The sequence below is a fragment of the Pseudomonas sp. gcc21 genome (genome assembly GCF_012844345.1).
Lineage (GTDB): Bacteria > Pseudomonadota > Gammaproteobacteria > Pseudomonadales > Pseudomonadaceae > Halopseudomonas.
This window is the reverse complement of record NZ_CP051625.1, coordinates 848,915-872,874: the sequence shown is the minus strand read 5'-3', so window position 1 is coordinate 872,874 and position 23,960 is coordinate 848,915. Positions and strand designations below refer to the sequence as shown.

Annotated in this window: 26 protein-coding genes and 2 tRNA genes; 18 read left to right on the top strand and 10 right to left on the bottom strand. The window is 58.5% G+C overall.

Annotation, left to right across the window (positions count from 1 at the left end; genetic code table 11):
• Positions 1-34: 34 nt before the first annotated feature.
• From HG264_RS04170 to HG264_RS04105, 14 genes are all read left to right on the top strand, one after another.
• On the top strand, positions 35-220 hold the full coding sequence (locus HG264_RS04170) for a hypothetical protein (protein ID WP_169406479.1): 186 nt from the start codon (positions 35-37) through the stop codon (positions 218-220).
• Positions 204-443 (top strand): hypothetical protein, encoded by a 240-nt coding sequence (locus tag HG264_RS04165; protein WP_169406478.1) that lies wholly within the window; start codon positions 204-206, stop codon positions 441-443. The genes HG264_RS04170 and HG264_RS04165 overlap by 17 nt, the downstream gene beginning before the upstream one ends.
• On the top strand, positions 422-856 hold the full coding sequence (locus HG264_RS04160; RefSeq protein WP_169406477.1) for a DUF4406 domain-containing protein: 435 nt from the start codon (positions 422-424) through the stop codon (positions 854-856). The genes HG264_RS04165 and HG264_RS04160 overlap by 22 nt, the downstream gene beginning before the upstream one ends.
• 16 nt (positions 857-872) lie before the next feature.
• A complete protein-coding gene (locus HG264_RS04155) occupies positions 873-1,346 on the top strand; it encodes a helix-turn-helix domain-containing protein (RefSeq protein WP_169406476.1) in 474 nt (157 codons plus the stop codon).
• Positions 1,343-1,594: a hypothetical protein gene (locus HG264_RS04150; protein ID WP_169406475.1), complete on the top strand. Its 252-nt coding sequence runs from the start codon at positions 1,343-1,345 to the stop codon at positions 1,592-1,594. Before HG264_RS04155 ends, HG264_RS04150 begins: the two co-directional genes overlap by 4 nt.
• 32 nt (positions 1,595-1,626) lie before the next feature.
• Entirely contained in the window at positions 1,627-1,818 is a 192-nt protein-coding gene (locus HG264_RS04145; RefSeq protein ID WP_169406474.1) for a hypothetical protein, read from the top strand.
• A 20-nt stretch (positions 1,819-1,838) separates the two neighbouring features.
• Positions 1,839-2,672 (top strand): N-6 DNA methylase, encoded by an 834-nt coding sequence (locus tag HG264_RS04140; RefSeq protein WP_169406473.1) that lies wholly within the window; start codon positions 1,839-1,841, stop codon positions 2,670-2,672.
• Between the two features lie 8 nt (positions 2,673-2,680).
• Complete coding sequence (locus tag HG264_RS04135) at positions 2,681-3,355, top strand: HNH endonuclease signature motif containing protein (RefSeq protein WP_169406472.1); 675 nt, start codon at positions 2,681-2,683, stop codon at positions 3,353-3,355.
• On the top strand, positions 3,330-3,644 hold the full coding sequence (locus HG264_RS04130) for a hypothetical protein (RefSeq protein WP_169406471.1): 315 nt from the start codon (positions 3,330-3,332) through the stop codon (positions 3,642-3,644). The genes HG264_RS04135 and HG264_RS04130 overlap by 26 nt, the downstream gene beginning before the upstream one ends.
• 26 nt (positions 3,645-3,670) lie before the next feature.
• Positions 3,671-4,003 (top strand): hypothetical protein, encoded by a 333-nt coding sequence (locus tag HG264_RS04125; protein WP_169406470.1) that lies wholly within the window; start codon positions 3,671-3,673, stop codon positions 4,001-4,003.
• Positions 4,000-4,329 carry a Lar family restriction alleviation protein gene (locus HG264_RS04120; protein WP_169406469.1) on the top strand — a complete coding sequence of 110 codons (330 nt, stop codon included), beginning with the start codon at positions 4,000-4,002 and terminating at the stop codon, positions 4,327-4,329. The genes HG264_RS04125 and HG264_RS04120 overlap by 4 nt, the downstream gene beginning before the upstream one ends.
• Positions 4,330-4,624: 295 nt before the next feature.
• Complete coding sequence (locus tag HG264_RS04115) at positions 4,625-4,879, top strand: hypothetical protein (protein ID WP_169406468.1); 255 nt, start codon at positions 4,625-4,627, stop codon at positions 4,877-4,879.
• A gap of 17 nt (positions 4,880-4,896) precedes the next feature.
• The gene (locus tag HG264_RS04110; protein WP_169406467.1) at positions 4,897-5,130 is read left to right on the top strand and encodes a hypothetical protein; all 234 of its coding nucleotides are present in this window, start codon (positions 4,897-4,899) and stop codon (positions 5,128-5,130) included.
• The gene (locus HG264_RS04105; RefSeq protein ID WP_169406466.1) at positions 5,130-6,269 is read left to right on the top strand and encodes a tyrosine-type recombinase/integrase; all 1,140 of its coding nucleotides are present in this window, start codon (positions 5,130-5,132) and stop codon (positions 6,267-6,269) included. Before HG264_RS04110 ends, HG264_RS04105 begins: the two co-directional genes overlap by 1 nt.
• 99 nt (positions 6,270-6,368) lie before the next feature.
• On the opposite strand, the gene HG264_RS04100 is transcribed toward HG264_RS04105, so the two are convergent.
• Positions 6,369-6,445 (bottom strand) — tRNA-Val (locus tag HG264_RS04100).
• Positions 6,446-6,621: 176 nt separating this feature from the next.
• Complete coding sequence (uvrB, locus tag HG264_RS04095; RefSeq protein ID WP_169406465.1) at positions 6,622-8,643, bottom strand: excinuclease ABC subunit UvrB; 2,022 nt, start codon at positions 8,641-8,643, stop codon at positions 6,622-6,624.
• 193 nt (positions 8,644-8,836) lie between these two features.
• On the opposite strand from uvrB, the gene HG264_RS04090 reads away from it, so the two are divergent.
• Positions 8,837-10,042, top strand: coding sequence for an amino acid aminotransferase (locus HG264_RS04090; protein ID WP_169406464.1), 1,206 nt, complete (start codon positions 8,837-8,839; stop codon positions 10,040-10,042).
• 81 nt (positions 10,043-10,123) lie between these two features.
• Positions 10,124-10,199: transfer RNA gene (locus HG264_RS04085), tRNA-Asn, on the top strand.
• A 110-nt stretch (positions 10,200-10,309) separates the two neighbouring features.
• Here the strand turns inward: HG264_RS04085 and HG264_RS04080 are convergent.
• Positions 10,310-10,642: a 3-phosphoglycerate kinase gene (locus tag HG264_RS04080; protein ID WP_169406463.1), complete on the bottom strand. Its 333-nt coding sequence runs from the start codon at positions 10,640-10,642 to the stop codon at positions 10,310-10,312.
• A gap of 53 nt (positions 10,643-10,695) precedes the next feature.
• Here HG264_RS04080 and HG264_RS04075 point away from each other — a divergent pair, with 53 nt between their 5' ends.
• The gene (locus HG264_RS04075) at positions 10,696-11,586 is read left to right on the top strand and encodes a LysR family transcriptional regulator (RefSeq protein ID WP_169406462.1); all 891 of its coding nucleotides are present in this window, start codon (positions 10,696-10,698) and stop codon (positions 11,584-11,586) included.
• 89 nt (positions 11,587-11,675) lie between these two features.
• The gene (locus tag HG264_RS04070; RefSeq protein ID WP_169406461.1) at positions 11,676-12,242 is read left to right on the top strand and encodes a peptidylprolyl isomerase; all 567 of its coding nucleotides are present in this window, start codon (positions 11,676-11,678) and stop codon (positions 12,240-12,242) included.
• 18 nt (positions 12,243-12,260) lie between these two features.
• On the opposite strand, the gene HG264_RS04065 is transcribed toward HG264_RS04070, so the two are convergent.
• The 7 genes from HG264_RS04065 to fadD1 all read right to left on the bottom strand — a co-directional run bounded on the left by HG264_RS04065 (position 12,261) and on the right by fadD1 (position 23,598).
• A complete protein-coding gene (locus HG264_RS04065) occupies positions 12,261-13,385 on the bottom strand; it encodes a GNAT family N-acetyltransferase (protein ID WP_169406460.1) in 1,125 nt (374 codons plus the stop codon).
• A gap of 124 nt (positions 13,386-13,509) precedes the next feature.
• Entirely contained in the window at positions 13,510-14,211 is a 702-nt protein-coding gene (locus tag HG264_RS04060; protein ID WP_169406459.1) for a DUF2057 family protein, read from the bottom strand.
• Between the two features lie 180 nt (positions 14,212-14,391).
• Positions 14,392-15,462, bottom strand: coding sequence for a porin (locus HG264_RS04055; protein ID WP_169406458.1), 1,071 nt, complete (start codon positions 15,460-15,462; stop codon positions 14,392-14,394).
• A gap of 331 nt (positions 15,463-15,793) precedes the next feature.
• Positions 15,794-16,915, bottom strand: a complete 1,122-nt coding sequence (locus tag HG264_RS04050; protein ID WP_169406457.1) for a beta-ketoacyl-ACP synthase III — start codon at positions 16,913-16,915, stop codon at positions 15,794-15,796.
• 12 nt (positions 16,916-16,927) lie between these two features.
• Positions 16,928-17,884, bottom strand: a complete 957-nt coding sequence (locus HG264_RS04045; RefSeq protein WP_169406456.1) for an alpha/beta fold hydrolase — start codon at positions 17,882-17,884, stop codon at positions 16,928-16,930.
• 39 nt (positions 17,885-17,923) lie between these two features.
• The gene (gene hrpA, locus HG264_RS04040; protein WP_169406455.1) at positions 17,924-21,817 is read right to left on the bottom strand and encodes an ATP-dependent RNA helicase HrpA; all 3,894 of its coding nucleotides are present in this window, start codon (positions 21,815-21,817) and stop codon (positions 17,924-17,926) included.
• Positions 21,818-21,909: 92 nt separating this feature from the next.
• Entirely contained in the window at positions 21,910-23,598 is a 1,689-nt protein-coding gene (gene fadD1 / locus HG264_RS04035; protein ID WP_169406454.1) for a long-chain-fatty-acid--CoA ligase FadD1, read from the bottom strand.
• Positions 23,599-23,960: the final 362 nt, after the last annotated feature.

Here is a 23,960-nt window from a genome sequence, read left to right as displayed (position 1 = left end):
ACCCGCCCTACCGCACCCACAAAAGGAAGTGACCATGCAACCGATCATCATTGAATCAGCAGGCCGTCGCGTACTGCCCTCCACACAGCCAAGCGGCACCTGGTGGCAGCTCACCATGGGCGGCCGCGTTATCGGCTGGGCCGAGGGTTATCCCGCCGCCGTCGCCAAGCGCGAGCGCTACGAAGCAGCAAGGAGTAACCGCCATGCCCAATCCAGTTGAAGACCTGAGCCTGAGCGTCGCAACGATAGCGCTGCTGGCCCGGCTGGATGATCTGCATGACCAGCGCAATCCGGAGCGGGCCAACTTCCAGCACGCCTGGTGCCAGGGTTACCTCACCGCGCTGATGATGATCGGCACCATCACACCCGACCAGCGCCAGCGCCTTGCAGAGCTGGCCGCCAACGCCCGGGAGCACGCGCCATGTTTGCAGATAGCGCCATGACCGCAACGCCGCGCGCCGCGGGCACGCCAATAACCCCTATGCGCATCCCGGTGGTGTACATCGCCGGCCCCTACCGCGCCAAGAGCCGCGCCGGCGTTGAGCTGAACATCCAGTCAGCCCGCGCCATGGGCATGCAGACAGTGCGCAAGGGCTGGTCCCCGCTGATACCCCACGCCAACACCGGCGGGCTGGACGAAGCGGCGCCGGATATACCCGATGACTACTGGCTGGCCGCAACCATGGAGCTGATGCGCCGCTGTGATGCGGTCCTGCTCTGCCCCGGCTACCACACCTCAGCCGGTACCGAGGCCGAGGTAGCCGAAGCCGCCCGCCTGGGCATCCCCGTGTACCGCTCGCCCCGCGAGCTACCCAGCGCCAAGAACTGGACATCGATTCGCCTTCACGACCGCTAAGCAGCAGGAGCGCAGTATGCTTGAGCAATCCATTCCCGCCTCACACCTCGCCGCCACCGCAGAGCTTGAAGCCCTGAAGCAAGCCTTCTTCGCCGCCGGCGGCCGCATTGAGCACACAGGCGTTACCGTCGCCAACATCAAGCCGAACAGCCCATCAGGCCTCGCCGCGCACCAGCGCCACAAGGCGCGCCGCGATCGGTACCGCGCCAAGGTGCTAGAGGCCTTCAACAACCGGCTGAAGCTCAGCGAGATAGCCGCACACGCAGACTGCTCCCGCGAGCTGGCTGAATCCATACTCAAGGAAGAAGGCCTGAACCCGACCGAGCATGCGGATAAAGGCCCGACGCCAGAACAGCTGGCTCAGCTACGCAAAGACGCCAAGGCCGGCATCACCCAGCGCAAGGCAGCCGACGCACTCGGCGTGCCGCGCGGCACGCTCAGCCGGTGGTGCAAGAAGTACAACCTGCAGTTCGGGAGGCAGCCCGCATGACCGCCAAAACCAGCGCCCAGCGCATGGCCGAAAAACGCGCCCGCGACAAGCTGCGCGAAGAAGAGCGCCAGCGCCGCCTGCTCGCCTACCGCATGCAGACCGATGTGTATCACGCGACCGCCGAACACCTGGAGCGGATCATGACTGCATGTGAACTGGACGAGAAACAGGATGCCGTCACGCGTTTGATCCACAACGCCTCGCGCCTCACCGACGAACAGTTACGCGACTTCATGCGCAACCCATAGCGTCACACCGCACCGTCACACCAGAAGCAGCCATGACCAGAAACCACACCGGGCACCGGATTGGCGAATGCCATCAGCGGGCCAAGCTGAGCAGTGCCCAGGTAGCCGCCATGCGCGCAGACCACGCCGCCGGCCTCAGCTACCGTCGCCTTGCTCTCAAGTATCACTGCGGCATCAGCACCGCGCGCGACATCTGCACCTACCGCACGCGCTGGGCTGGATAGTCCCGACCTTCGAGGCCGATATGAACGCACGCGTCAAAGCCCCCGTCAGCAGTCCCGCACAGCATCAGAATAACCTCACCAAGCTGCTCGAGCAGAACGCGCACCGGCACCAGCTTTTCGATGTGTTCCGCGACTTTGTGGAAATGTCCGCCCTGGCGATCAGCAACAGCGTTGACCTGGCCAACCAGGCACGGCGCGAAGCCCGCTATATGGACATCATCAAGGCGTACAACAAGGAGGAAGCCGCACGCTTTCCGAAGATGCTGGGTGAGCTGGTCTGTGCGCTGGAGTGCGGGCCGGATGATGTGCTGGGGCAGGTGTTCCACTCGCTGGAGCTGAGCAACGCAGCGCGGGGCCAGCTCTTCACCCCGTACAGCGTGTGCCAGGTGATGGCCCGCATGCAGGTAGGCGATACCCCGGACCTGCGCCAGCGCATCGAGGAACGCGGATTCATCACAGTCAGCGAGCCGGCCTGCGGTGCCGGCGCCATGGTGATCGCAATAGCCGAGACCATGACTGACCGGCGCGTCAACTACCAGCAGCATCTGCATGTCACGGCCGTGGATATCGACCCGCGCGCCGTGCACATGGCCTATCTGCAATTCAGCCTGCTGGGCATTCCCGCTGTCGTGATTCGCGGCAACGCGCTGCTGCTCGAAGAGCTCGAGCACTGGTACACGCCGATGCACGTCACTGGCCTGTGGGATTACAAGCTGCGCCGCGGTTACGCCCTCGGCAGCGCCCTGGACCAGACCGAGCCGGCGCCAGCACCCGCGCTACCGGAACCACCCACCCCTGCACTGCCGCTGCCCGTGCCCACGCACAACCAGGAAGCGCAGTTCGCTTTGTTCTGAGGTAATTCATGACCCGCAAGCCATGGACCGGCCCCGAGCTGGTCCGCCTTGAAACGCTCTACCCCAACACGCCCATGCGCCACCTGGAAGTCATCTTCCAGCGCAACGAGCGGGCGATCTACGCCAAAGCTTATGGCATGGGCCTCAAGCGCAGCGCTGAATACCTCGCCAGCCCGGCAAGCGGCAGGCTGGTACCAGGCGACAAGCGCGGCGCCAACTGCCAGTTTCAAAAAGGCCAGACGCCCTGGAACGCCGGTAAAAAGGGATGGCAGGCAGGCGGCAGAGCGGCGGAAACGCAGTTCAAAAAAGGCGAAATGGCTGGCCGGGCGCAGGCCCTATACAAACCCGTCGGGCATGAGCGCATCACCAAGGACGGCATCCTGCAACGCAAGATCCGCGACGACGGGCCACTCCACCGGCGGTGGAAGTCGGTTCACTCCATTATCTGGGAAGAACAGCACGGCCCCATACCCGCCGGCCATATCGTTGTGTTCACAGACAAAGGCCCGCGCCACACCGACATCACAATAAACCGGCTGGAGTTGATCAGCCGTGCCGAAAACGCGCGGCGCAACACCATCCACCGCTACCCGCCCGAACTCAAGCATGTCATCCGCAAGCTGGCCAAGCTCAAACGAAAAGTACAGGAGAAACAACGTGAAGAATCAAACGGATCTCATTGATCGCATGGCGAGTCTGATGGACAAGATCGAGCAAGGCACTATCGATATCGACAAGGCCGGCGCCGTCATCAAGGCTGCCGATGTCGTCGTCCAGGTGATGAAAACCGAAGCCGCTATCTTCTCCAGCAGCGGCGGCGCCATGCGCCCCACCTTCCTCGCCATGGACTACCAGCCGCGCAAGCCATCGCTACCCGCCCCGGTGGCGGATGAAGAAGCCGAACAGGAACGCGAGCGCCAGCTGATCGCGCAGCGAAAGGCAACGCTTCAAGACAGGCATAACCGCGTATGAACGCCTTCGCAGGGAGACGCCACCCCATGACACCGAACATGATTGAACCCGCACCGATAGCGGAAAGCGTGGATAGCCTGGATGCCGGATCATTGCGGGAGAAGTACAAGGTGCTGATGAATGAGCATCAGGCTCTGGCTGCGAGTTACGAAAGCTTGGTTAGGCAGACGACGCAGTTTGAGCAGGCGTTGGAACTGTTCGCAAAGAGAGCAATTAGCATCTGCGGAGGCGAGGCAGGCGAATGGGATTCGGATGAGGTTATTCCCCAGAAGAACTACGCCCAGGCATGCGAGAACCGAATACGCCGACTGCGCGATGAGTTCCGCGCAGCACTGGCAAAGCAAAGGAGTGATGTATGAGCAAGGAACTGGAAGAATTGAAGCCGTGCCCGTTTTGCGGTGGCGAGGCGAAACGGATCACTTTGGACGATGAGGCGAACTTTGACGGTGACGCCATCGTCTGCACAAGTTGCGATGCATGCTCCCGCGTGGTGTTTGGCGAGAAGGAAGGATTGGTTGATGCATGGAATCGCCGCCAACAAGCCCCGGCAGAGCCGCTACCGTACTGGGAGCCTTGCAACCCAGGTTGCGACCCTGAGTTCAACGGTCAGCGTAGCAAGCATTGCGCGCAGCTATGCCACGGCGCCCGTGCAGCACTGGCAAAGCATGGGGAGGCAGGGGAGTGAGCTATAACCCGCTAATCACCCTCGCGACAAATGCAAAGCGGCGCCACATGGAAATGCAGTGCGACCCGCAATGGGTGCTCGATCTGGCAGCAGAGCGCGACGAACTCCGCACTGCTCTAGCCGCTACTGACAAGCTTGCAAGCGAGACAGCGCAGCGGAATGAGGATATGGGGCGGGTGCTGATCAACTGCAGGGAATGGGTATATCCACCAGAGGGAAACTGCAAGTGTGATTCATGTGCTGACGCTGCAGCGCTTTTGTCGGCCATCGATGCGGCGATTCAGGGAGCCAAGCCATGACGGACCATATTGCTGAGACCCGCAAAATGGTCACGCTGCCTTATGAAGTATCCCGCTGCGCCGGCCGAATGGATCTACTGCCAGACGGCCATTGGTGCAAGCAGCGTGATACCTGCAAGCGGTATCTGGCTTTCGTCGCATGGGACCGTGAGGCGGGCATTCCGGACTACAAGGGCATCCGCGTGACGATGGCAACGCCGGACTGCAAAAACAAGATAGAAGTTGAATCGCGCGGGCAGCCCGCCGATTGAAGGGGAGGTAACAAACCATGGCCAAGGTACTGGCACAGATAACCGTCAACATGCCGCGCCTGATGGAGGCCGCCGAATACCGCAAAATGCGCTATGCCGGTGGCAAGCCCAGCGTTCAGCAGATTAAAAAGTGGATTGAGGAAGGCGAACTGGAGGGTGAGGTCCGAGGCGGCATGCATTTCGTCGACGTGCAATCCGCCCTGCTCGGCTCGGACGATCCGCTGCTGGCTAAAATGCTGGAGGTGGGCTGATGTCTCCGCGGCGCCGGGGCGTCGGCAACCGAACCCTGCCGGCAAACCTCTACCCAAACGGCAAGTATTTCCAATACCGCAACCCGCTGACCGGCAAGAAAACCAGCATCAACAAAACACTGCAGGAGGCCATTAAGCTGGCCAATGCAGCCAACGCGAAGCTGATGCCGCTGGTTGCGGATTCCCGATTATTTGAATTAATCACTGGAGAAGAAGCGCCCAAGTTACTGAAATTGCTGGACCGATTCGAAACCGAATGGCTACCGGAGCGCGACCTGGCACCCCGCACCCTGGCGGAAGTGCGCATCAAGCTGGAGCGCTACCGCAAGGACTTGGGCAGCAAGCTTATCGGGCAGCTGGACGTGCTCGAGCTTGCCGAGTACCTGGACCAGTTCAGCAATAACGCTTACACCAAGCATCGCGGACTGATGATCCAGATATGGACCTTCGCCGTCGCAAAGGGCCTGGCTGATCGTAACGTGGCTGAGCTCACCCTGCGCAAGAAGGAAGCCGAGAAGAAGCGTCAGCGCCACACCGAGGCGGGCGTGAAACGGATACTGGAAGCAGACACCACGCCTGCATGGCTCAAGCGTGCAATCCGCCTTGCCCTGCTCAGCCTGCAACGTCGTGAAGACCTGGTGCGCTGGGAACGCTCAGCCGTTGATATGGCCGCCAACACCATCCGCATCAGCGCCAGCAAGACGCAGAACTATGACAAGCCGGTGCATCTGGAGATCGACATGGGGCCAGACCTGCGGGAGCTGGTGCAGGAGTGCTTGAGCGAACCAATCCTCAGCCCGTATCTGATCTGCTACAAGCCAAAGCGGCGCCAGCGCTCACAGATGGAAGCCAAACTGCACTGGTCAGCAGTCACCGAAGACTATTTCAGTAAGGCCTTCCGCACCGCACGCGATGAATGTGGCGCCTATGACCACATCGCCGAGCCAGCCGCACGGCCAACGGTGCACGAACTGCGCGCACTGGGTGCGTGGATGTATCAGAAGCAAGGCTTCGAGCAGGAATACATTCAGGCACTGATGGGACACGCGACGGAGGAAATGACAGCCTACTACCAGGAGGGACACGAAGCGAAGAAGGGACCGGCATACCTGCGGGTGCAGGCCGGCTTGAAACTATGATGGGTGGATCGTTTTCCCAATCTATTCCCAATCTATTCCCAAACAAAAAGGGCGACCCTCTCGGATCGCCCTCTATGTACCGCCCTAGAGCGGTTTGTTTGGTAGGCACGAGCGGATTCGAACCGCTGACCCCCACCATGTCAAGGTGGTGCTCTAACCAACTGAGCTACGTGCCTGCAATGGCCGCGAATTCTACGCAGCACCCAAAAACCTGTCAAGCATAAGTAGCTGAAAAAACTGAAATTAAAAGGCAACGCAAAAGCACTGCCGGCTAACGCCTTACGCCCGCGTCCTGCCAGGCAATTGAGCCTGCGTGCTGTTCAGTGACCCAGGCCTCAGACCATTCCTATTGCTAGACCTTCATCAACTGCGCGCGCAGCTTCTGAATCTCATCGCGCATTGACGCGGCCTCTTCAAACTCGAGATTACGCGCGTGCTGATACATCTTTTCCTCCGCCTGCTTGATGCGCTTGGTAATCTCGGAAGGCGAACGCAGTTGTCCGGCGTTGTAATCCGCTGCGTCTTCGGCAGCCTTGAGCTGCTTACGCTTGTTTGAGCGGCTATTGCTGCCCGGCACCACTGCACCTTCCAGAATGTCCTTGACGCTTTTGGTCACCCCTACCGGCGTGATGTTGTGCTCGAGATTGAAGCTTATCTGCTTCTCCCTACGGCGCTCGGTCTCACCGATCGCACGCTCCATGGAGCCGGTCATCCGGTCCGCATATAGAATTGCCTTGCCGTTCAGGTTACGCGCCGCGCGGCCTATTGTCTGAATCAGCGAACGCTCGGAACGGAGGAAACCTTCTTTATCGGCATCGAGTATCGCGACCAGCGAAACTTCAGGCATATCAAGGCCTTCTCGAAGCAAGTTAATCCCGACTAACACATCGAAACCACCGATACGCAGGTCGCGGATAATCTCGACACGCTCTACCGTATCAATATCCGAGTGCAGATAGCGCACTCGCACCCCATGATCCGCCAGATAATCCGTCAGATCTTCGGCCATGCGCTTGGTCAAGGTAGTAACCAGTACCCGTTCACCCTGAGCTACGCGCAAACCGATCTCGGATAAGAGATCATCAACCTGACTGGTGGCCGGACGCACCTCGATCTTGGGATCGACCAGACCGGTTGGACGTACAACCTGCTCCACCGTACGTCCTGCGTGCTCCTGCTCATAAGGACCAGGCGTTGCGGAAACGAAGATGGTCTGCGGCGAAATGGCCTCCCATTCATCAAAACGCATCGGCCGGTTGTCCAGTGCCGAAGGCAAACGAAAGCCGTATTCGACCAGTGTTTCCTTACGCGAACGGTCGCCCTTGTACATGGCCCCGACCTGGGGCACTGACACGTGGGATTCATCGATAATCAACAAAGCGTTCTGCGGGAGATAATCAAACAGCGTGGGCGGCGCTTCGCCATGCGGACGGCCGGAGAGATATCGGGAGTAGTTCTCGATGCCATTGCAGTATCCGAGCTCGAGAATCATCTCCATATCGAAACGCGTACGCTGCTCCAGACGCTGCGCCTCGACCAGCTTGTTCTGCCCCGTGAGCGTCTCAAGCCGCTCCTTGAGTTCAATCTTGATCTGCTCCACGGCATCGACAAGCTTTTCTCGTGGCGTCACATAATGTGATTTGGGATAGATAGTTACGCGCGGAACCTTACGTAGTACCTCACCGGTAAGCGGATCAAAGAAGCTAATCGTTTCCACCGTTTCGTCAAACAGCTCGATCCGCACCGCTTCAAGATCGGATTCCGCCGGGAAGATATCAATCACATCGCCGCGCACCCGGTAGTTGGCGCGCGACAACTCCATGTCGTTACGCGTGTACTGCAGTTCGGCCAGCCGGCGCAACAGCGTGCGCTGGTCCAGAATATCGCCACGGTCCACGTGCAAAACCATGCGCAGATACGACTGTGGATCACCGAGACCATAGATAGCCGACACCGTGGCAACGATGATGGCGTCCGGACGCTCGAGCAGTGCTTTGGTAGCGGACAGTCGCATCTGCTCAATGTGATCGTTAATGGAGGCGTCTTTTTCAATAAAGGTGTCTGAAGACGGGACATAGGCTTCAGGCTGGTAATAGTCGTAATAGGAGACGAAATATTCGACGGCGTTGTTCGGAAAGAATTCGCGGAATTCCCCGTACAGCTGTGCAGCCAGTGTCTTGTTCGGCGCCATGATAATCGCTGGACGCTGCACCTGCTGAATGACATTCGCCACGGTAAAAGTCTTGCCTGAGCCCGTTACCCCCAGCAGTGTCTGATGCGATAGCCCGGCTTCAATACCTTCAACCAGCTGGGCGATTGCAGTAGGTTGATCGCCTGCCGGCTTGAAACGGGTTTGCAGGTTGAATTGGCTCATATTCTCGGGTCCACCGGGTAACGGATACCCCGACATGATAGCACCGCGGTCAACCGGTTCCGGGTGACGATCCCGCCGAAAAAGGCGTCGAATGATTTCAGGATACTGCGCCACTCGCAGATAAATGCGGGTCTGTTTATAATGTGCGACCCTGAATGCCACATACCATTCACCTGCCCGAGTCCCCTATACCATGAGTCTGTTCTTCCCCGTCGAAATGGCCCCGCATGATCCAATCCTGGGCCTGAACGAAACGTTCAATGCTGATACCCGCGCGGAAAAGGTCAACCTTGGCGTCGGCGTATATTATGACGAGGCAGGCAAACTGCCGTTACTGAGGGCCGTACAGGCCGCTGAAGAAGCTCGCGTTGCCGAGCACGCGTCCCGCGGTTACCTGCCAATCGATGGTCTTGCTGCCTACGACAAGGCTGTTCAGGAATTGCTGTTCGGTGCCGATTCTTCAATCATGCAATCCGGCCGACTGATCACGGCTCAATCGCTGGGCGGAACCGGCGCGCTCAAACTGGGGGCGGATTTCCTGCATCGCCTGACCGACAAGCGCCTGGTGGCGATCAGTGACCCCAGCTGGGAAAACCATCGCTCACTGTTCGAAGCGGCCGGCTATGAAGTCGTAACCTATCCTTACTACAACCCCGAGACGCACGGACTGAACCTGGCTGGCATGCTTGAAGGCATCGAAGCCCTGCCCGAGGGCAGCGTGGTATTGCTGCACGCCTGCTGCCACAACCCCACCGGGGTAGATCTGGGCCTCGCTGACTGGGCTCGGGTGATCGATGTGATCCAGCGATGCAATCACGTGCCCTTCCTGGATATCGCCTATCAGGGTTTCGGTGAGAATCTGCAGGACGACGCGCTGGCTGTACGCTTGTTCGCCGAGAGCGGTCTGCCCTTTCTGGTGGCCAGCTCGTTCTCCAAGTCCTTTTCCTTGTACGGTGAGCGGGTCGGTGCATTAACCCTGGTCACCCGCGATGCAGACGAGAATGCGCGCGTTTTGTCTCAGCTCAAACGCGTCATTCGTACCAACTATTCCAACCCGCCAACACATGGCGCCAAGATCGTTTCGGCAGTCCTCAACAATGCTGAGTTGTATGCGTTGTGGGAAGACGAACTGGCAGAAATGCGCGAACGCATCCGCGGAATGCGCCAGTCGCTGGCGGAGAAACTGAAAGCCGAAGGCGTCGACCAGGATGTTGAGTTCATTCAACGGCAGCGCGGAATGTTCTCCTATTCAGGGCTGAGCAAGGAGCAGGTGAAGCGTCTGGCTGATGAGTTTGGCATTTATGCCGTTAGCAGTGGTCGGATATGCGTCGCCGCGCTGAATATGAACAACATCGACTACGTCGCCAAAGCCATGGCAACGGTCCTGCGAGAAGCCTGACTAACAGCTGCGCATTGACTCAAAAAGCCTTTTCAAGGCGTTGACTTTGATGGTTATTTTGGTAAAGTGCGCAGCGTTCATTCCGCGATAGCTCAGTTGGTAGAGCAAATGACTGTTAATCATTGGGTCCCAGGTTCGAGTCCTGGTCGCGGAGCCATATCTTGGAAAACCCGGCAAATGCCGGGTTTTTTATTGCCTGGATTTCATGTCCAGATGCCAGCCTTGGCTTCTGAATCTGGGCTGCTCGAAGCCGGACCGATCAGGGATTCACGTTCCGGCAGGTACGTCCGGCTCACAGCTGATGGCCACACGTACGCGATTGATATGCCGGCTGAAGACTTGCGTCACCACGGTGTGCTCGCCAGGATCCAGACGAATACGGCTTTCCGGCGGGCGCTCCGGACCGTTCACGAAGGTGGCGCGACACAATGCCCGTTCGGCGCCCTCGTTTGCCAGCGTAACCGTCGCGATGTTGCTCAGATAGGAGCTACTGGCGATGACCGATACGCCTTTCGACTGGATTTCGACGTCCACCGGAAACGCCCAGGCAGCCAGTGGAAACAGCAACCCAGTCAACAGACCTGCGGAAGATTTGCGCATAATGATCGCTCCGTTCAATGTCTCGTTTGCAGCCTTGGCCAGAGGAAGGACTGATGAAAGCACCCCGCGTCACGTTGGAGCAATGGCGAACCCTCCAGGCAGTGGTTGACCACGGCGGATACGCACAGGCGGCAGAGGCACTGCACCGGTCGCAGTCATCGGTCAGTTACACCGTATCCCGAATGCAGGAACAACTGGGTGTGCCTTTGCTTACGATCGAAGGCCGCAAAGCCGTGCTCACAGAGGCCGGCACGGCATTGCTGCGGCGGTCGCGCAGCCTGATTGCTCAGGCCAGCCAACTCGAAATGCTTGCCTGGAATATGGACCAGGGCTGGGAAGCCGAGGTTCAGTTGGTCGTGGATGCGGCCTACCCCACAGACCGCCTGGCCCGCGCACTCCAGGCGTTCATGCCGCTTAGCCAGGGTTGCCGTGTGCAGGTCCGGGAGGAAGTACTCTCCGGCGTGGAGGAATATCTGATCAGTGGAACGGCCGATCTTGCCATTTCCGGGCTGAGCATTCCGGGCTACCTCCCACAACAACTCAACGCAGCCGAGTTCGTCGCGGTGGCACATCCACAACACCCGCTTCATCAGTTGCAGCGCCAGCTCAATCACCAGGATCTGGAACAACACCTGCAGGTAGTCATCCGCGATTCAGGCAGGCGCCAGCCGCGTGACGCAGGCTGGCTTGGCGCTGAGCAGCGCTGGACTGTCGCGAGCCTCAGTACAGCGGCCAAACTGGTCAGCAGTGGGCTGGGGTTCGCCTGGTTGCCGCTGCATGAAATCACCATGCAACTGGAAACAGGACTGCTAAAGGCACTGCCCCTGCAGCAAGGCGCTCACCGATCCAGCTGGCTGTATCTCTACTCGAACAAGGATAAGCCCCTCGGCCCCGCCGCAAAGATACTTGCCGACCTGATTATCGAGCACTCAACAGCGCCCTAAGCGCTGAAGGCTGGACTTTTGAGCTGATTACAGGTTTGCTTACCGCCTCGGAACAACCATCCAGTCATAACACCTATGGAGTCAGACGAATGTTGAAACGCCTGTTCGGCGCGTGCGCGCTGATGTTGATTGCCAGCTCGGCCGTCGCCGAAAATCCCCATGTGCTGGTAACCACCAGTCTCGGTGAGATCGAATTGGAACTGAATGCAGAAGAGGCACCTATCAGCGTGGAAAACTTCCTGCGCTACGCGGATGCGGGTCATTATGACGGCACGATCTTTCACCGCGTCATTCCCGGCTTCATGGTGCAGGGCGGCGGTTTTACACCTGATATGCGCCAGCGTCCGGTCGGCAAGCCGATCAAGAACGAAGCCGACAACGGCCTGCGCAACGACCGCTACACCGTCGCCATGGCCCGGACCCAGGTGGTGGACAGCGCCACCAGCCAGTTCTTCATTAATCTGACCAACAATGATTTCCTCAACCACGGCGGGCGCGATTTCGGTTATGCCGTATTCGGCAAGGTGGTTGATGGAGAGCACGTTGTCGAGACCATCGCCAAGGTCCCGACCGGCAACCAGGGCGGCCATCAGAACGTGCCGACCAACCCGGTTACCATCGTCAGCGTTGAGCGCATCGACCAGCCCGCCGAGTAACGCTGGCGACGAAAGCCGTTATTCCGCTTGCCGGAACGGCAAATAGCTGCGGGCATCGCTCTGATATTCAAGCATGCCCGCCCGTTCCCGGCGCAGAAAGTCTTCCACCGCTTCATGTAACCCCGGCTGCAATTTATGCCAGGACTGCGTTAGCACGGGTTCAAAACCGCGAATCAGTTTATGTTCGCCTTGTGCTCCGGCATCGAACCGGGAAAAGCCTTCGGCAATGCACCGATCCATCCCCTGGTAAAAACACGTCTCGAAGTGCAATCGGTCGAATTCGTCCAGGCAGCCCCAGTAACGGCCGTATAATGTGTCATCCCCGGCCAGGAACAGCGCACCGGCCACATCCCGGCCATCCAGTCGCGCGAAGACCAGTCGCATCGCATCGGCCATTCCCTCCGTCAACAGACTGAAAAAATCCCGGGTCAAATAGGGATGCTGACCACGCTTCAGGTAGGTGGCTGCGTAGAACGGATAGAAGCGGTCCCAGTCCGCCTCGGTTATATGCTCCGCAACCAACCATTCGAACTCGATTCCCTGAGCCGCCACGGCCTGACGTTCCTTGCGAAAGTTTTTGCGCTTGCGTGAACTGCAGGCAGCCAGAAAGTCCTCGAAATGACAGTAGTCGCGGTTATACCAATGAAACTGACACCCTAAGCGCTGTAGCCAGCCAGCGGACGCCAGCGCCGTGTTTTCTTCGCCCTGATTGAAAAGCAGATGCAGGCTGGATATTTCGTTGCGGTCGAGCATCGAGTCGAGATGAGTGAGAATAGCGGAGCGGCTCTGCTCGCACCGAGCCATCAGGCGCGGGCCCTGAACAGGCGAAAACGGGATAGCTGCCAGATACTTCGGGTAGTATCGCCGCCCTGCCCGCTCCCAGGCATCAGCCCATTGGAAGTCGAAGACGTATTCTCCGTAGGAGTGCAGCTTCTGATACAACGGCAACAGCCCCTGCAGACTGCCGTCGGCGTTCTCCACTACCAAGTGCGAAGCGATCCAGCCTTGTTCAGCCGTGACGGAACCGCTGCTCTCCATTGCTGCGAGAAAGGCGTGCCGCAGGAAGGGATAACCGGAGGGGACCAATGCATCCCACGAAGCAGACGGGACTTCGTTGATGTGGTTGAGTTGACGTATTTGCATGGCGACAAGCATGCCATACGCCGGGACCATTGTGCGGCCTGCAGAAACCAGTTGGTTGACTTCATATGTCTGAATCACGGCGGAACCACGCTGTCATAGCGCGCGTCCCGCCAGCAAGCAGCGGTTACTGCTCCGCCCAGTCCAGAAAGACTTCACGGCTTTCAGGGCTCAGCATCAGCCACAGCTGCTGAAGCGTATTCAGCGTCGCGTCATTATGCGGCAGGGTCTGATCGGGCGCGGCAGCAGCAGAGGGCGTTGAAACCGGCGCAGAAACCGCCTGCGGTGCGCTGTTCAATGGCGCGACGGTAGATTTGGTACTGTCACTTGACGTCTCTCCGCCCAGCAACTGTTTAACCGGGGAAGCCGGTTTTTCGCCTGCTTGCGTGGCGATCCGCTCACCAGTACGCAGGTTCTCTGCCCAGCCGGAAAAACTGTTCTCCATTTTCTGGGCTTCCCGGAGATTGGCGGGCTCCTGGAATGTAAGACGCCAGCGGTCACCAGCTTCACCGTTCAGACTGAAGACGGCACTTCGTGTACGGACCACCTCATGGCTCAAGCCGCCCCCGATGTCGAATATATTCTCGTAGTAGGCACTGATCTGGTACTCGCCCGGCTGCAGATGCAAAGCCTTTGTATCAGCGCCAAACATCGAATTTGCCGCCGGTACCTCTTGTCCATTGATGCTCATGACCTCAAGCGTATCGGGCATCTGCACCACAACCACTTCACCTTTTGGCAACTCGTGCCCTTCATACAACTTGACGTGGGACTGCTGGGCACAGGCAGATAGCAAGCCGGCTAGGGCAATACACATGACGCGACGCATGAAAACTCCTCGGTAAGGTGAGCGAATTGAAGGCTAGCGCCTCAGGGCCTAGCTCTTCATCCGTGTCGGTTACAACTGGGGAACAAGATTAAGAAGAATTGATTGCAATTCGATGACAAAAAAACCGGGTTGTCTCGTAGAGAGCAACCCGGTTCGGCATTGACGAATTTCTAAATGTAATTAGAAATCGTAGCGCAGCCCCACGGACAGGCCTGATGCTTTCTCGCCCAATGCATCGGCGCTCTCCGGGTCAGCAGTACGCGCCTGGCTCCAGGGCGTCAGGTCAGCAAGGTCATCATTATCGACGACCGCATAGTTGGCATAAACGCGCACGGCCTTGTCCAGTTTGTGCTCAACACCCAGCACCCACATATCGCTGTCAGCGTCGTCCGCATCGGCGGAGCGGGTCATCCACATACCTTTCAGCGCCGTATTGGCAGCGATCTTGAATTCGCCGCCCAAACCGTATGTGTCGGAAGTCAACAGGTCTCGTTCCAGAGCTGTAACGCTGTCATTCTTGTAATCAACTGTTTGATAGAAGCCAACCAGCTTGAAGGCGTCATTCAGCTTATAGGCGCCAGCAGCGCGGAGGCCATCACGCTCACCGCGACCGGTGTCTTCCTCAGCCATTTCGTAAGCCAGTGCCGCTTCAAACGGGCCGCCTTCATAGATCAGCGCCATGCTGATTGCGTCGGTGTCCAGCGCATCACCGCTCTCATCAAGCTCGACAGACTGACCTTCGTGAACCGAATAGGCCAACCGGCCAGTGAGCCCGCTGAAGGTCGGGGTGGAATACTGGATAGTATTGTCGTAGCGCTCGTCGAAACGGGCGTCACCGATACGGGTCAGGTTACGCATATCGCCGACCTGATCACCGAACAGGTTGGCCGGGCCGCGAGCGGTCTTGAACGGGCTGTCGAAGCGCCCCATTTGCACAGCACCAAAGTTGCCATCCAGGCCGACAAAGGTATCGCGGGTACTCAAATCAGATCCGCCGTCACTGTTGCCGGTAGTGAAATTAATCTGCTGCTCAATCTGGAAGAACGCACGCAGGTTCGGGTTGATCTCATGGTCGCCTTTGAAGCCAAGGCGTGAAGAGTTGCTCGAAAGGTTGGTTTCGGAATAGTCGGCACCGTCGTCAAGAAAGTCGGTGGATACGTGAGCGCGACCGTAGATATTAATGTCTGCCATTGCCATAGCGGGCATTGCAGCTGCAGCACCAACAACAATCGCAATCAACTTCTTCTTCATCGGAAAAACTCCTTCGGGTTTGTATAACGTCATCCTGCGAGTGACTTGACGTCGTTGTTTCGACCGAAGCGATTATGGAAATCCGATGTGACAGCAAGCTTGCTGTTTTATGAAGGTTTTAAGTCTGCGGAACTTTTTGAGGGGCGTGTTGGTAGGGGTTTTGGAAGCTGGAAGGTAGGAGTGTGGCGTTAGGCTTGGGGCAAGAGAATCAAGCGAGGATTTACGCAGACAGCCAGGGTTTAAAACCCTGGGGCGTCCTGCGGACGCCATCGCGGCGGGTCGCCCCTCCCACAACAACCCGCGGCAATGCTGGCCATGAGGCCAGTCTGATTTACAGCTTGCGCAGAATCACACAGCCAATCGAATACCCCGCTCCGAAGGAGCAAATCACACCGTGGCTACCTGCGGGCAGGTCGTCCTGGTGCTTGTGGAACGCGATAATGGAACCCGCAGAGCTGGTATTGGCATATTCATCCAGTACCACGGGCGCTTCATGCTCTTCCGGATCACGGCCGAGCAGCTTTCGGGCGATGAGCATATTCATGTTCAGGTTCGCCTGGTGCAGCCAGAAGCGTTTGACATCAGTAACCGGCAGGTCCGTCTCCTGCAGATGTTTGCCGATCAAGTCAGCCACCATTGGACAGACCTCCTTGAACACCTTGCGACCCTGCTGGATAAACAGTTTGTCAGGCAGGTCCTGGCCGCTTTCATCGGCCCGGTTGAGAAAACCGAAGTTATTGCGGATAGCGTTAGAGAACTTGGTCAGCAACTTGGTACCGAGCACTTCGAACTGGTTCTTCGAAACCGCTTGATCGGCACGTTCCACAATAACCGCAGTACAGGCATCGCCAAAAATGAAATGGCTGTCACGGTCACGGAAGTTCATGTGGCCGGTACAGATTTCAGGGTTGACCATCAGGATCGCCCGCGCCTGGCCCAGCTGCACCGAGTTGGCAGCTGTCTGGATGCCAAAGGTGGCCGAAGAGCAGGCAACGTTCATGTCGAAGCCAAAGCCCTCGATGCCAAGCGCTTCCTGGACTTCCACGGCAATGGCCGGATAAGGGCGCTGCAGGTTCGAGCAGGCAACAATAACGCCGTCGATGTCCGCTGCCGTACGTCCAGCACGCTCCAGCGCCTCGGTTGCCGCCTTGACCGACATTTCGCACAGGATCGACCACTCATCATTGTTGCGCTCGGGAATGTCAGGCTTCATGCGGTCGACGTCGAGAATGCCGCTCTTGTTCATCACGTAGCGACTTTTGATGCCTGAAGCCTTCTGGATAAACTCGGTACTGGACGGCGACAGCGCCTCCACCTCGCCCCGGCTGATCGCCTCGGCGTTCTCTTCGTTGAATTTCGTCACGAAGGCATTGAAACTCCCGACCAGCTCCTCATTACTGATGCTGTTCGGCGGGGTGTACAAACCTGTTCCGCTTATCACGACTCTATGCACGGTCGGTCCTCGTCAATTAGTGTTGGTGTCGCGCATCGTTGTCTCACGAAGCTGCGACGGTATTTCAGGGCTGTGCTGTTCAAGCCAGGACAGCACCAGCGGGAAGTGATCCACCTCGGCCTGCGGATGCGTCAGCAGGTCATTGTGCCCGTAGTCCCGCGAACAACCGGTGCCCTTCTTCAGTCGTATGATCTGCGCGTCATGTTCGCCCAGCTCGCAGGCAAAGGCCTTGACGTCGGAAAAATGCCCCAGGTGGTGGTCATCATTGCCCGCCAGATACAATCCAGCGGGCCAGGCCAGAGTTCTCAGTGCCAGAGCATAATCGAAAGCGTCCTGCTGATCACGCCATTCACCGCCCCAGGCCCACTGCAGATGCTCTGCGTGCAGTCTGAGCGATACATCAGCCGAGCCAATACCCAGCGAACAGGCGGGGATCAACCCCTTGCGCCGGCCGATGAGCGGCGCCACACGCCGCCATAACAGTTCCGACGGCAGGCTTTGCGGACGCAAGCCAGCCTGGCGCGCACGGCTGCCGGCAAAATGCACCAGACCGGCAACTTTGCCCAGTACCTCTGGTCGGCGAATCAATGCGCTCGCCAGCAAGACACTGCCCCAGCCATGTCCGGCTGCGAAAAAGGGTTCGTCCGGATGGTTGCGTTGAATCAGATCGAAAAAAGCCGGCAGGTCTTCGGTAATGATCTGATGCTGACTGATTTCCATACCCGGTTTGAGCGCCGGCTTGCTCTTGCCGTAACCACGAAGCTCCCCGATGTATACGTCGAACCCCGCTTCTGCGAGAAAGACTGCGAGCCCGCCGCCTGAATTCAGATGGTAGATATGCTTGTCTTCCGCCAGCCCGTGGATCAGCAGAATCGCCGGGCCGCCCGCGCCGGTGCGTACGTGCTGGACGTGCAGCCGTACCTCCGCCGAGAGGGAAAGCAGTTCAGAGCTGATGAGCAGTTGCGTCACAGATTGATCCTTGTATCTAGACTGGCTACAGCGCCGGCATCAGGCGGGGATTTCCTGCCACAGTTTATTCAGCCGCTTGGCCGACACCGGTACGCGAGTGCCTAGCTGCTGGGCAAACAACGATACCCGATATTCTTCCAACAACCAGCGCCAGGTGACCAGGCGATCGTCCCACCGGCCTTCCTGGCGATACTTCTCAGCCCTGGCGCGATACTGCTGCGATAGCTGCTGGATTTCATCGGTCCACACGCGGTCACGCTGCACCTGCGCGGACAATTTGTCCAGCCGCTGATCGAGGGCATTCAGATACCGCGGATACTGGTCCAGCCATTCGGCCGGAACTTCCCGCACGAATCCCTTGAAAACAAGGTTACTCAGTTGCTCGCGGATATCATTCATCGCCAGCGCCCATGACAGGTCGATTTTGCCCTTGAGTCGCTTCTGAATACTGTGCCAGCTCTTGAGAATGTTCAGTACCTGCGCGGCGAGCTTTTCTGCTGCCGGGACGAAGTCCCCACGGCCCTGCTCAAGCAGCTGATCAAGCGTCTGCGGATCTCGCGGCAGCGGTTGCCCGGCTGGCAGGAACACCCGATCTACCGTCGCCAGCAGGACATCATCGGTCAGCTGCTGCTGGTTACCCAGTTCACGGAAGTAGATAGCCGCCTCCTTCATAGCAGGTACTTTCTGCCGTAGGAATTTCACCTGTTCGGGTAACCGTTGCAGCAGTAGCCGCTGCACGCCGCGCCGGTGCGCCTGTTCCGCTTGCCCTTCGATATCGAAAAGCTGCTCGATTACTTCATCGCCCTGATCAACCCAGGCCGGCCAGAACGTCACGGCGATCCCCGCCTGTTTACGGTTCACCGTCTGCGGCAAGACGTATTCGCCGGGTGCTCCGGCAGGCGCCGCCTGCTGCGCCGTCGGGGGGTGCTCCATCGCAGCGACAGTCTGGCCTGACACCTGACGACACAGAGCATTGAAGTCACGACCGGTGGCAATCGGGGTGCCATCCGCATCCACCACTTCGAGTCGCATCAACAGGTGGTCTTCTACCTTGACCTCATCCCATACGTCTTCTGGCAGGCGCGCGCCTGTCATGCGGCTGAGCTCGTGACCGAGCACCTCGGTCAGCTTGCCCTGTCCGAAGGGCATACGCTCAAGCGCAGCGCGGACAAAATCCGGTACGGGAACAAAGTTCTTGCGCAATGCCTTGGGCAACCCACGTACCAGCGCAAGGCATTTGTCATAGATCAGCCCCGGCACCAGCCAGTCGAGACGCTCTTCCGGTAGCTGCCGCAGCAAGGCTGCCGGCACACGGAGCGTTACGCCATCTTCGGCATGCCCTGGTTCAAAACGATAGCTGAGCGGCAATGCAACGCGCTCCCAGCGCCAGGTATCAGGATACTGCTCGACGCTGACTTCGTTGGCATCGCGCTGCAGAAGCTCCTCGCGGGTCATGTGCAACAGCATGGGGTCGGTCTGGCTTTGCTTTTTCAACCAACGTTCGAAACTCGCCAGCTGATAGATATTTGCCGGAATCCGCGCATCAAAGAAACGATAGAGCGTTTCGTCATCGACCAGAATGTCCCGCTTGCGGGCCTTGGCTTCAAGCGCCTCCAGTTCCTCAAGCAACGCCTGGTTGGCCTTGTTGAATGCCGAGCGGCCATGCCATTCGCCTGCCACCAACGCCTGCCGGATGAAAATTTCGCGGGACGCGACGGGGTCAATCGGCCCAAAGTGCACTTTGCGTTTTGGCACTATGATCAGCCCGTACAGGGTGACCTGTTCATAAGCGACGACCTGCCCGCGCCTTTTCTCCCAGTGCGGTTCGCTGTGATTGGTCTTGACCAGGTGCCCTGCCAGCGGCTCGACCCACAGCGGATCGATCTTGGCTGCGAGCCGCCCGTATAACCTGCGCGTCTCGGTCAGCTCGGCGACCATTACCCACGCCGGCCGCTTTTTGGCCAGCGCCGAGGAGGGATGCAGCATGAAGCGACGTTGCCGCGCGCCCAGGTAATCGCCCTCCTCCATCTTGTTTCCGAGCTGACTGAGCAGCCCAGCGAGCAGTGCCTTGTGCACCGCATCGTCAGCTGCCGGTTCCTTGTTTACAGATAGATTGAGTTCTCGGCAGGTCAAAAGTATCTGCCGATGCGTTTCGCGCCACTCGCGCATGCGCAGATAATTTAGAAAGTTACGCCGGCACCAGCTGCGTAGTTGATTCTGGCTCAGCTCCTGACGCTGGGATTCAAACCCGCGCCATAGATTGATGAAGGCGGCAAAGTCGGAATGCTCGTCCTTCCATTGGCTATGCGTCTGATCGGCCGCCTGCTGCCGTTCGATGGGGCGCTCGCGCGGATCCTGTACCGCAAGGGCGCTGGCGATAATGAGTACTTCATCCAGGCTGTTGCGTTCGTTCGCCTCGATCAGCATCCGCCCAATGCGCGGGTCAACCGGCAGGCGTGCGAGTTGACGCCCCACCTCGCTGATAACGCCGGCCTTGTCCACCGCGCCCAGCTCCTGCAACAAGTTGAACCCGTCACTGATGGCCCGGCCATCCGGCGGCTCAATGAACGGGAAATCCTCGATCCGGCCCAGTCGCAGATGCAACATCTGCAGAATGACTGCCGCAAGGTTGGTGCGCAGGATTTCCGGATCAGTAAAGGCAGGACGGCTTTCGAAATCCTGCTCCGAATACAGTCGTACACAGATACCCGGTGCGACCCGCCCGCACCGCCCTTTTCGCTGATTGGCGCTGGCCTGGGAAATCGCCTCGACCGGCAGTCGCTGAACCTTGGAGCGAGGGCTGTAACGGCTTATCCGCGCCTCACCTGGATCAATCACATAGAGAATGCCCGGCACCGTAAGCGATGTTTCCGCCACGTTGGTAGCAAGCACCACCCTGCGTCCGGCATGGGATGCGAAAATCTTCTGCTGCTCGGATACCGACAGGCGCGCATACAACGGCAGGATCTCGGTATGCCGCAGGTTGGCCTTGCGCAGATATTCAGCGGTGTCGCGGATCTCCCGCTCGCCCGGCAAAAATACCAGCGCATCACCCGGCGGCAGACGGTTGGCCCGCTCGTGTGCCTCCATCTCCTGCAGGGCTGCAAGAATCCCCTGATCGATGCTGAGGTCTTCCTCGATCTGGTTGCCCTCCTCGTCATTTTCAGAGGCCAGCGGGCGATACCACAGATCCACCGGATAGGTTCTACCGGACACCTCGATGATGGGGGCGCCGTCGAAATGGTCGGAGAAGCGCTCGAGGTCGATGGTGGCAGAGGTAATGATGATTTTCAGATCAGGGCGCTTGGGCAGGATGGTTTTCAGATAGCCCAGCAGAAAGTCGATGTTGAGGCTGCGTTCGTGCGCCTCGTCGATGATCAGCGTGTCGTACTTGTTCAGGAACCGATCATGCTGGGTTTCGGCCAACAGAATCCCGTCGGTCATCAGCTTGACCAGCGTGCGCTCATTGCTCTGATCAGTGAAACGCACCTGAAAGCCAACCAGTTCTCCGAGCGTGGTGCCTATTTCCTCAGCGACCCGGGTGGCGACTGTGCGTGCAGCCAGCCGCCGTGGTTGCGTGTGTCCGATCAGGCCATGGGCGCCGCGGCCAAGCTCCATACAGATTTTTGGAATCTGCGTGGTTTTGCCCGAGCCGGTTTCGCCGGCAATCACCACCACCTGATTATTGGCTATCGCCTCGGTGATCTCCGCGCGCTTGGCCGCTATCGGCAGGTTGTCGTCATAACGCATCAGCGGGATGCTGGCCCGACGCGATTCGACCTTCGAGCGTGACGTCTCGAACCGCGCAAGCCATTGCTCAAGCCGGGCTGGCTCAGGCTGTTTGCGCAGAGCGTGCAACTGTCTCAGCAAAGGTTGCCGGTCGGCGGACATGGCCTGATCGAGCTTGGCGGCTAATGCATGAAAATCGGTCATTCGTTCCTGTCTGTTTCAGATAGCGGAAAAAGCAAAAACCCCGACCGGGCAACCGGACGGGGCTTATTGTCGCAAAGAACCGTGCGCGGGTGTTATTTCGCGCCGAGCTTCTTCAATTCCTCATCGCGCAATTCGCGTCGCAGAATCTTGCCGACGTTGGTGGTAGGCAATTCTTCACGGAACTCGACCTGACGCGGCACTTTGTAGGCTGTCAGCTTCTCGCGCATGTGGGTTTTGACCTGGTCGGCGGTCAACTCAGCACCCGGCGCCTTGACCAGAAATACCTTGATCGCTTCGCCTGACTTTTCGTCCGGCACGCCGATTGCGGCACATTGCACGACGCCCGGGATCGCAGCCATCACGTCTTCCAGTTCGTTGGGATACACGTTGAAGCCGGAAACCACGATCATGTCCTTCTTCCGGTCGACGATGCGCATATAGCCGTCTTCCTGGATCACAGCGATGTCACCGGTTTGTAGCCAGCCGTCGGCACTGAGTATCTCTTCGGTCGCTTCCCGACGCTTCCAATAGCCCTTCATGACCTGCGGGCCTTTAACGCACAGCTCGCCGCGCTCGCCAATCGCCAGTTCATTACCCTCATCATCGATCACCTTGCACAGGGTCGAGGGTACCGGCAAACCGATCGTACCGAGCTGCACAGCGCTGGACGGGTTCACAGATACCACCGGGCTGGTCTCGGTCATGCCATACCCCTCGCAGACCTGGCTACCCGTCACTTTTTCCCAGCGCTCGGCAGTGGCCTGCTGCAATGCCATACCGCCGGACAGGGTCAGCTTCATACCGCTGAAGTCCAGCTGGCGGAACGCGTCATCGTTGCACAACGCAGCGAACAACGTGTTCAAGCCAACGAAGCCGCTGAATTTGACCTTGGAGATCTCCTTCACAAACGCAGGAATATCGCGCGGGTTGGTAATCAGGATGTTGTGATTACCCGTGACCATGACGGACATGCAGTGAAAGGTGAACGCGTAAATGTGATACAGCGGCAAGGGGCAGATAAACACTTCTTCACCGTCGCGCAGCTCCGCCGGCATGACCGCTTTGCATTGCAGCATGTTGGCTATCAGATTGCGGTGAGTCAGCATCGCACCCTTGGCAACGCCGGTCGTACCGCCGGTGTACTGCAGCACGGCTGTATCGTCGCCCTTGGGGCTGGCTTCAGTCAGCGCTGCGTTCTTGCCAGCGGACATGGCTTTGACGAAGGTCGTCGAACCGGGAATCGAGTAGTCAGGAACCATTTTCTTGACATGCTTGACCACGGCATTGATCAGCAGCCGCTTGAAGGTCGGCAGCATGTCAGCAACTTCTGTCACCACAACGTGCTTCACGCCGGTCTTCGGGACCACTTCCTGCGCCAGGTAAGCCATGTTTGCCAGACAGACCAGTGCCTTGGCTCCAGAGTCGTTGAACTGATGTTCCATTTCCCGAGCGGTATACAACGGATTGGTGTTCACAACCACGAAACCGGCGCGCATGGCACCAAATACAACGATGGGGTATTGCAGGACGTTCGGGAGCTGGATGGCGATGCGGTCGCCTGGCTGCAGCCCGGAGTGCGCTTGGAGGTAGGCAGCAAACTCACCCGATAATTGATAGAGCTCGCCATAGGTAATGGTCTTGCCCAGATTACTGAACGCTGGCTTGTCAGCAAAGCGTTCGCATGATTCCTTCAATACAGCAAGCACACTGGGGTATTGGTCGGGATCGATTTCCGTAACGATGCCAGCCGGATACTTGTCCTTCCAGAAATTCTCGTGCATTAGATGCCCCGCTCCTTAGCTCGACCGGTCATGCCACAGCCGATTCGCTTTTTTTGGGTTTCCGCAATGATGTGACTTTCGATTCAAATATGAATATTTGGCCCAATTGAGTCGAAAAGTGGCCGAAGATTAGCAGTTTTTCTATAGCGCGACCAGTAACTCAATTTCCCTTGTTTGGCGTTGTGACAGTAGGCAAAAAAGCTGGCGTTGACGGGGATAAAAAGGTTTACCGGCCAACAGGCCAGCACTGTCAGTCTGGAGGAAAGACGTTTGCTTGAAGGCTGCCCTGCCGCCCCGACGCAGAACCTGGGGCTTGAAAACAACGCTGCCCATCGCCGGAAGCCGGACGATGGGCAGCTGTC

Coding starts and splice junctions, on each gene's coding strand:
- HG264_RS04120 (WP_169406469.1), top strand. CDS start 4,000: ATGAGCAAGGAACTGGAAGAATTGAAGCCGTGCCCGTTTTGCGGTGGC.
- HG264_RS04090 (WP_169406464.1), top strand. CDS start 8,837: ATGAGTCTGTTCTTCCCCGTCGAAATGGCCCCGCATGATCCAATCCTG.
- HG264_RS04160 (WP_169406477.1), top strand. CDS start 422: ATGTTTGCAGATAGCGCCATGACCGCAACGCCGCGCGCCGCGGGCACG.
- HG264_RS04125 (WP_169406470.1), top strand. CDS start 3,671: ATGACACCGAACATGATTGAACCCGCACCGATAGCGGAAAGCGTGGAT.
- hrpA (WP_169406455.1), bottom strand. CDS start 21,817: ATGACCGATTTTCATGCATTAGCCGCCAAGCTCGATCAGGCCATGTCC.
- HG264_RS04140 (WP_169406473.1), top strand. CDS start 1,839: ATGAACGCACGCGTCAAAGCCCCCGTCAGCAGTCCCGCACAGCATCAG.
- fadD1 (WP_169406454.1), bottom strand. CDS start 23,598: ATGCACGAGAATTTCTGGAAGGACAAGTATCCGGCTGGCATCGTTACG.
- HG264_RS04080 (WP_169406463.1), bottom strand. CDS start 10,642: ATGCGCAAATCTTCCGCAGGTCTGTTGACTGGGTTGCTGTTTCCACTG.
- HG264_RS04105 (WP_169406466.1), top strand. CDS start 5,130: ATGTCTCCGCGGCGCCGGGGCGTCGGCAACCGAACCCTGCCGGCAAAC.
- HG264_RS04075 (WP_169406462.1), top strand. CDS start 10,696: ATGAAAGCACCCCGCGTCACGTTGGAGCAATGGCGAACCCTCCAGGCA.
- HG264_RS04115 (WP_169406468.1), top strand. CDS start 4,625: ATGACGGACCATATTGCTGAGACCCGCAAAATGGTCACGCTGCCTTAT.
- HG264_RS04155 (WP_169406476.1), top strand. CDS start 873: ATGCTTGAGCAATCCATTCCCGCCTCACACCTCGCCGCCACCGCAGAG.
- HG264_RS04145 (WP_169406474.1), top strand. CDS start 1,627: ATGACCAGAAACCACACCGGGCACCGGATTGGCGAATGCCATCAGCGG.
- HG264_RS04065 (WP_169406460.1), bottom strand. CDS start 13,385: ATGCAAATACGTCAACTCAACCACATCAACGAAGTCCCGTCTGCTTCG.
- HG264_RS04055 (WP_169406458.1), bottom strand. CDS start 15,462: ATGAAGAAGAAGTTGATTGCGATTGTTGTTGGTGCTGCAGCTGCAATG.
- HG264_RS04165 (WP_169406478.1), top strand. CDS start 204: ATGCCCAATCCAGTTGAAGACCTGAGCCTGAGCGTCGCAACGATAGCG.
- HG264_RS04060 (WP_169406459.1), bottom strand. CDS start 14,211: ATGCGTCGCGTCATGTGTATTGCCCTAGCCGGCTTGCTATCTGCCTGT.
- uvrB (WP_169406465.1), bottom strand. CDS start 8,643: ATGAGCCAATTCAACCTGCAAACCCGTTTCAAGCCGGCAGGCGATCAA.
- HG264_RS04070 (WP_169406461.1), top strand. CDS start 11,676: ATGTTGAAACGCCTGTTCGGCGCGTGCGCGCTGATGTTGATTGCCAGC.
- HG264_RS04150 (WP_169406475.1), top strand. CDS start 1,343: ATGACCGCCAAAACCAGCGCCCAGCGCATGGCCGAAAAACGCGCCCGC.
- HG264_RS04170 (WP_169406479.1), top strand. CDS start 35: ATGCAACCGATCATCATTGAATCAGCAGGCCGTCGCGTACTGCCCTCC.
- HG264_RS04110 (WP_169406467.1), top strand. CDS start 4,897: ATGGCCAAGGTACTGGCACAGATAACCGTCAACATGCCGCGCCTGATG.
- HG264_RS04135 (WP_169406472.1), top strand. CDS start 2,681: ATGACCCGCAAGCCATGGACCGGCCCCGAGCTGGTCCGCCTTGAAACG.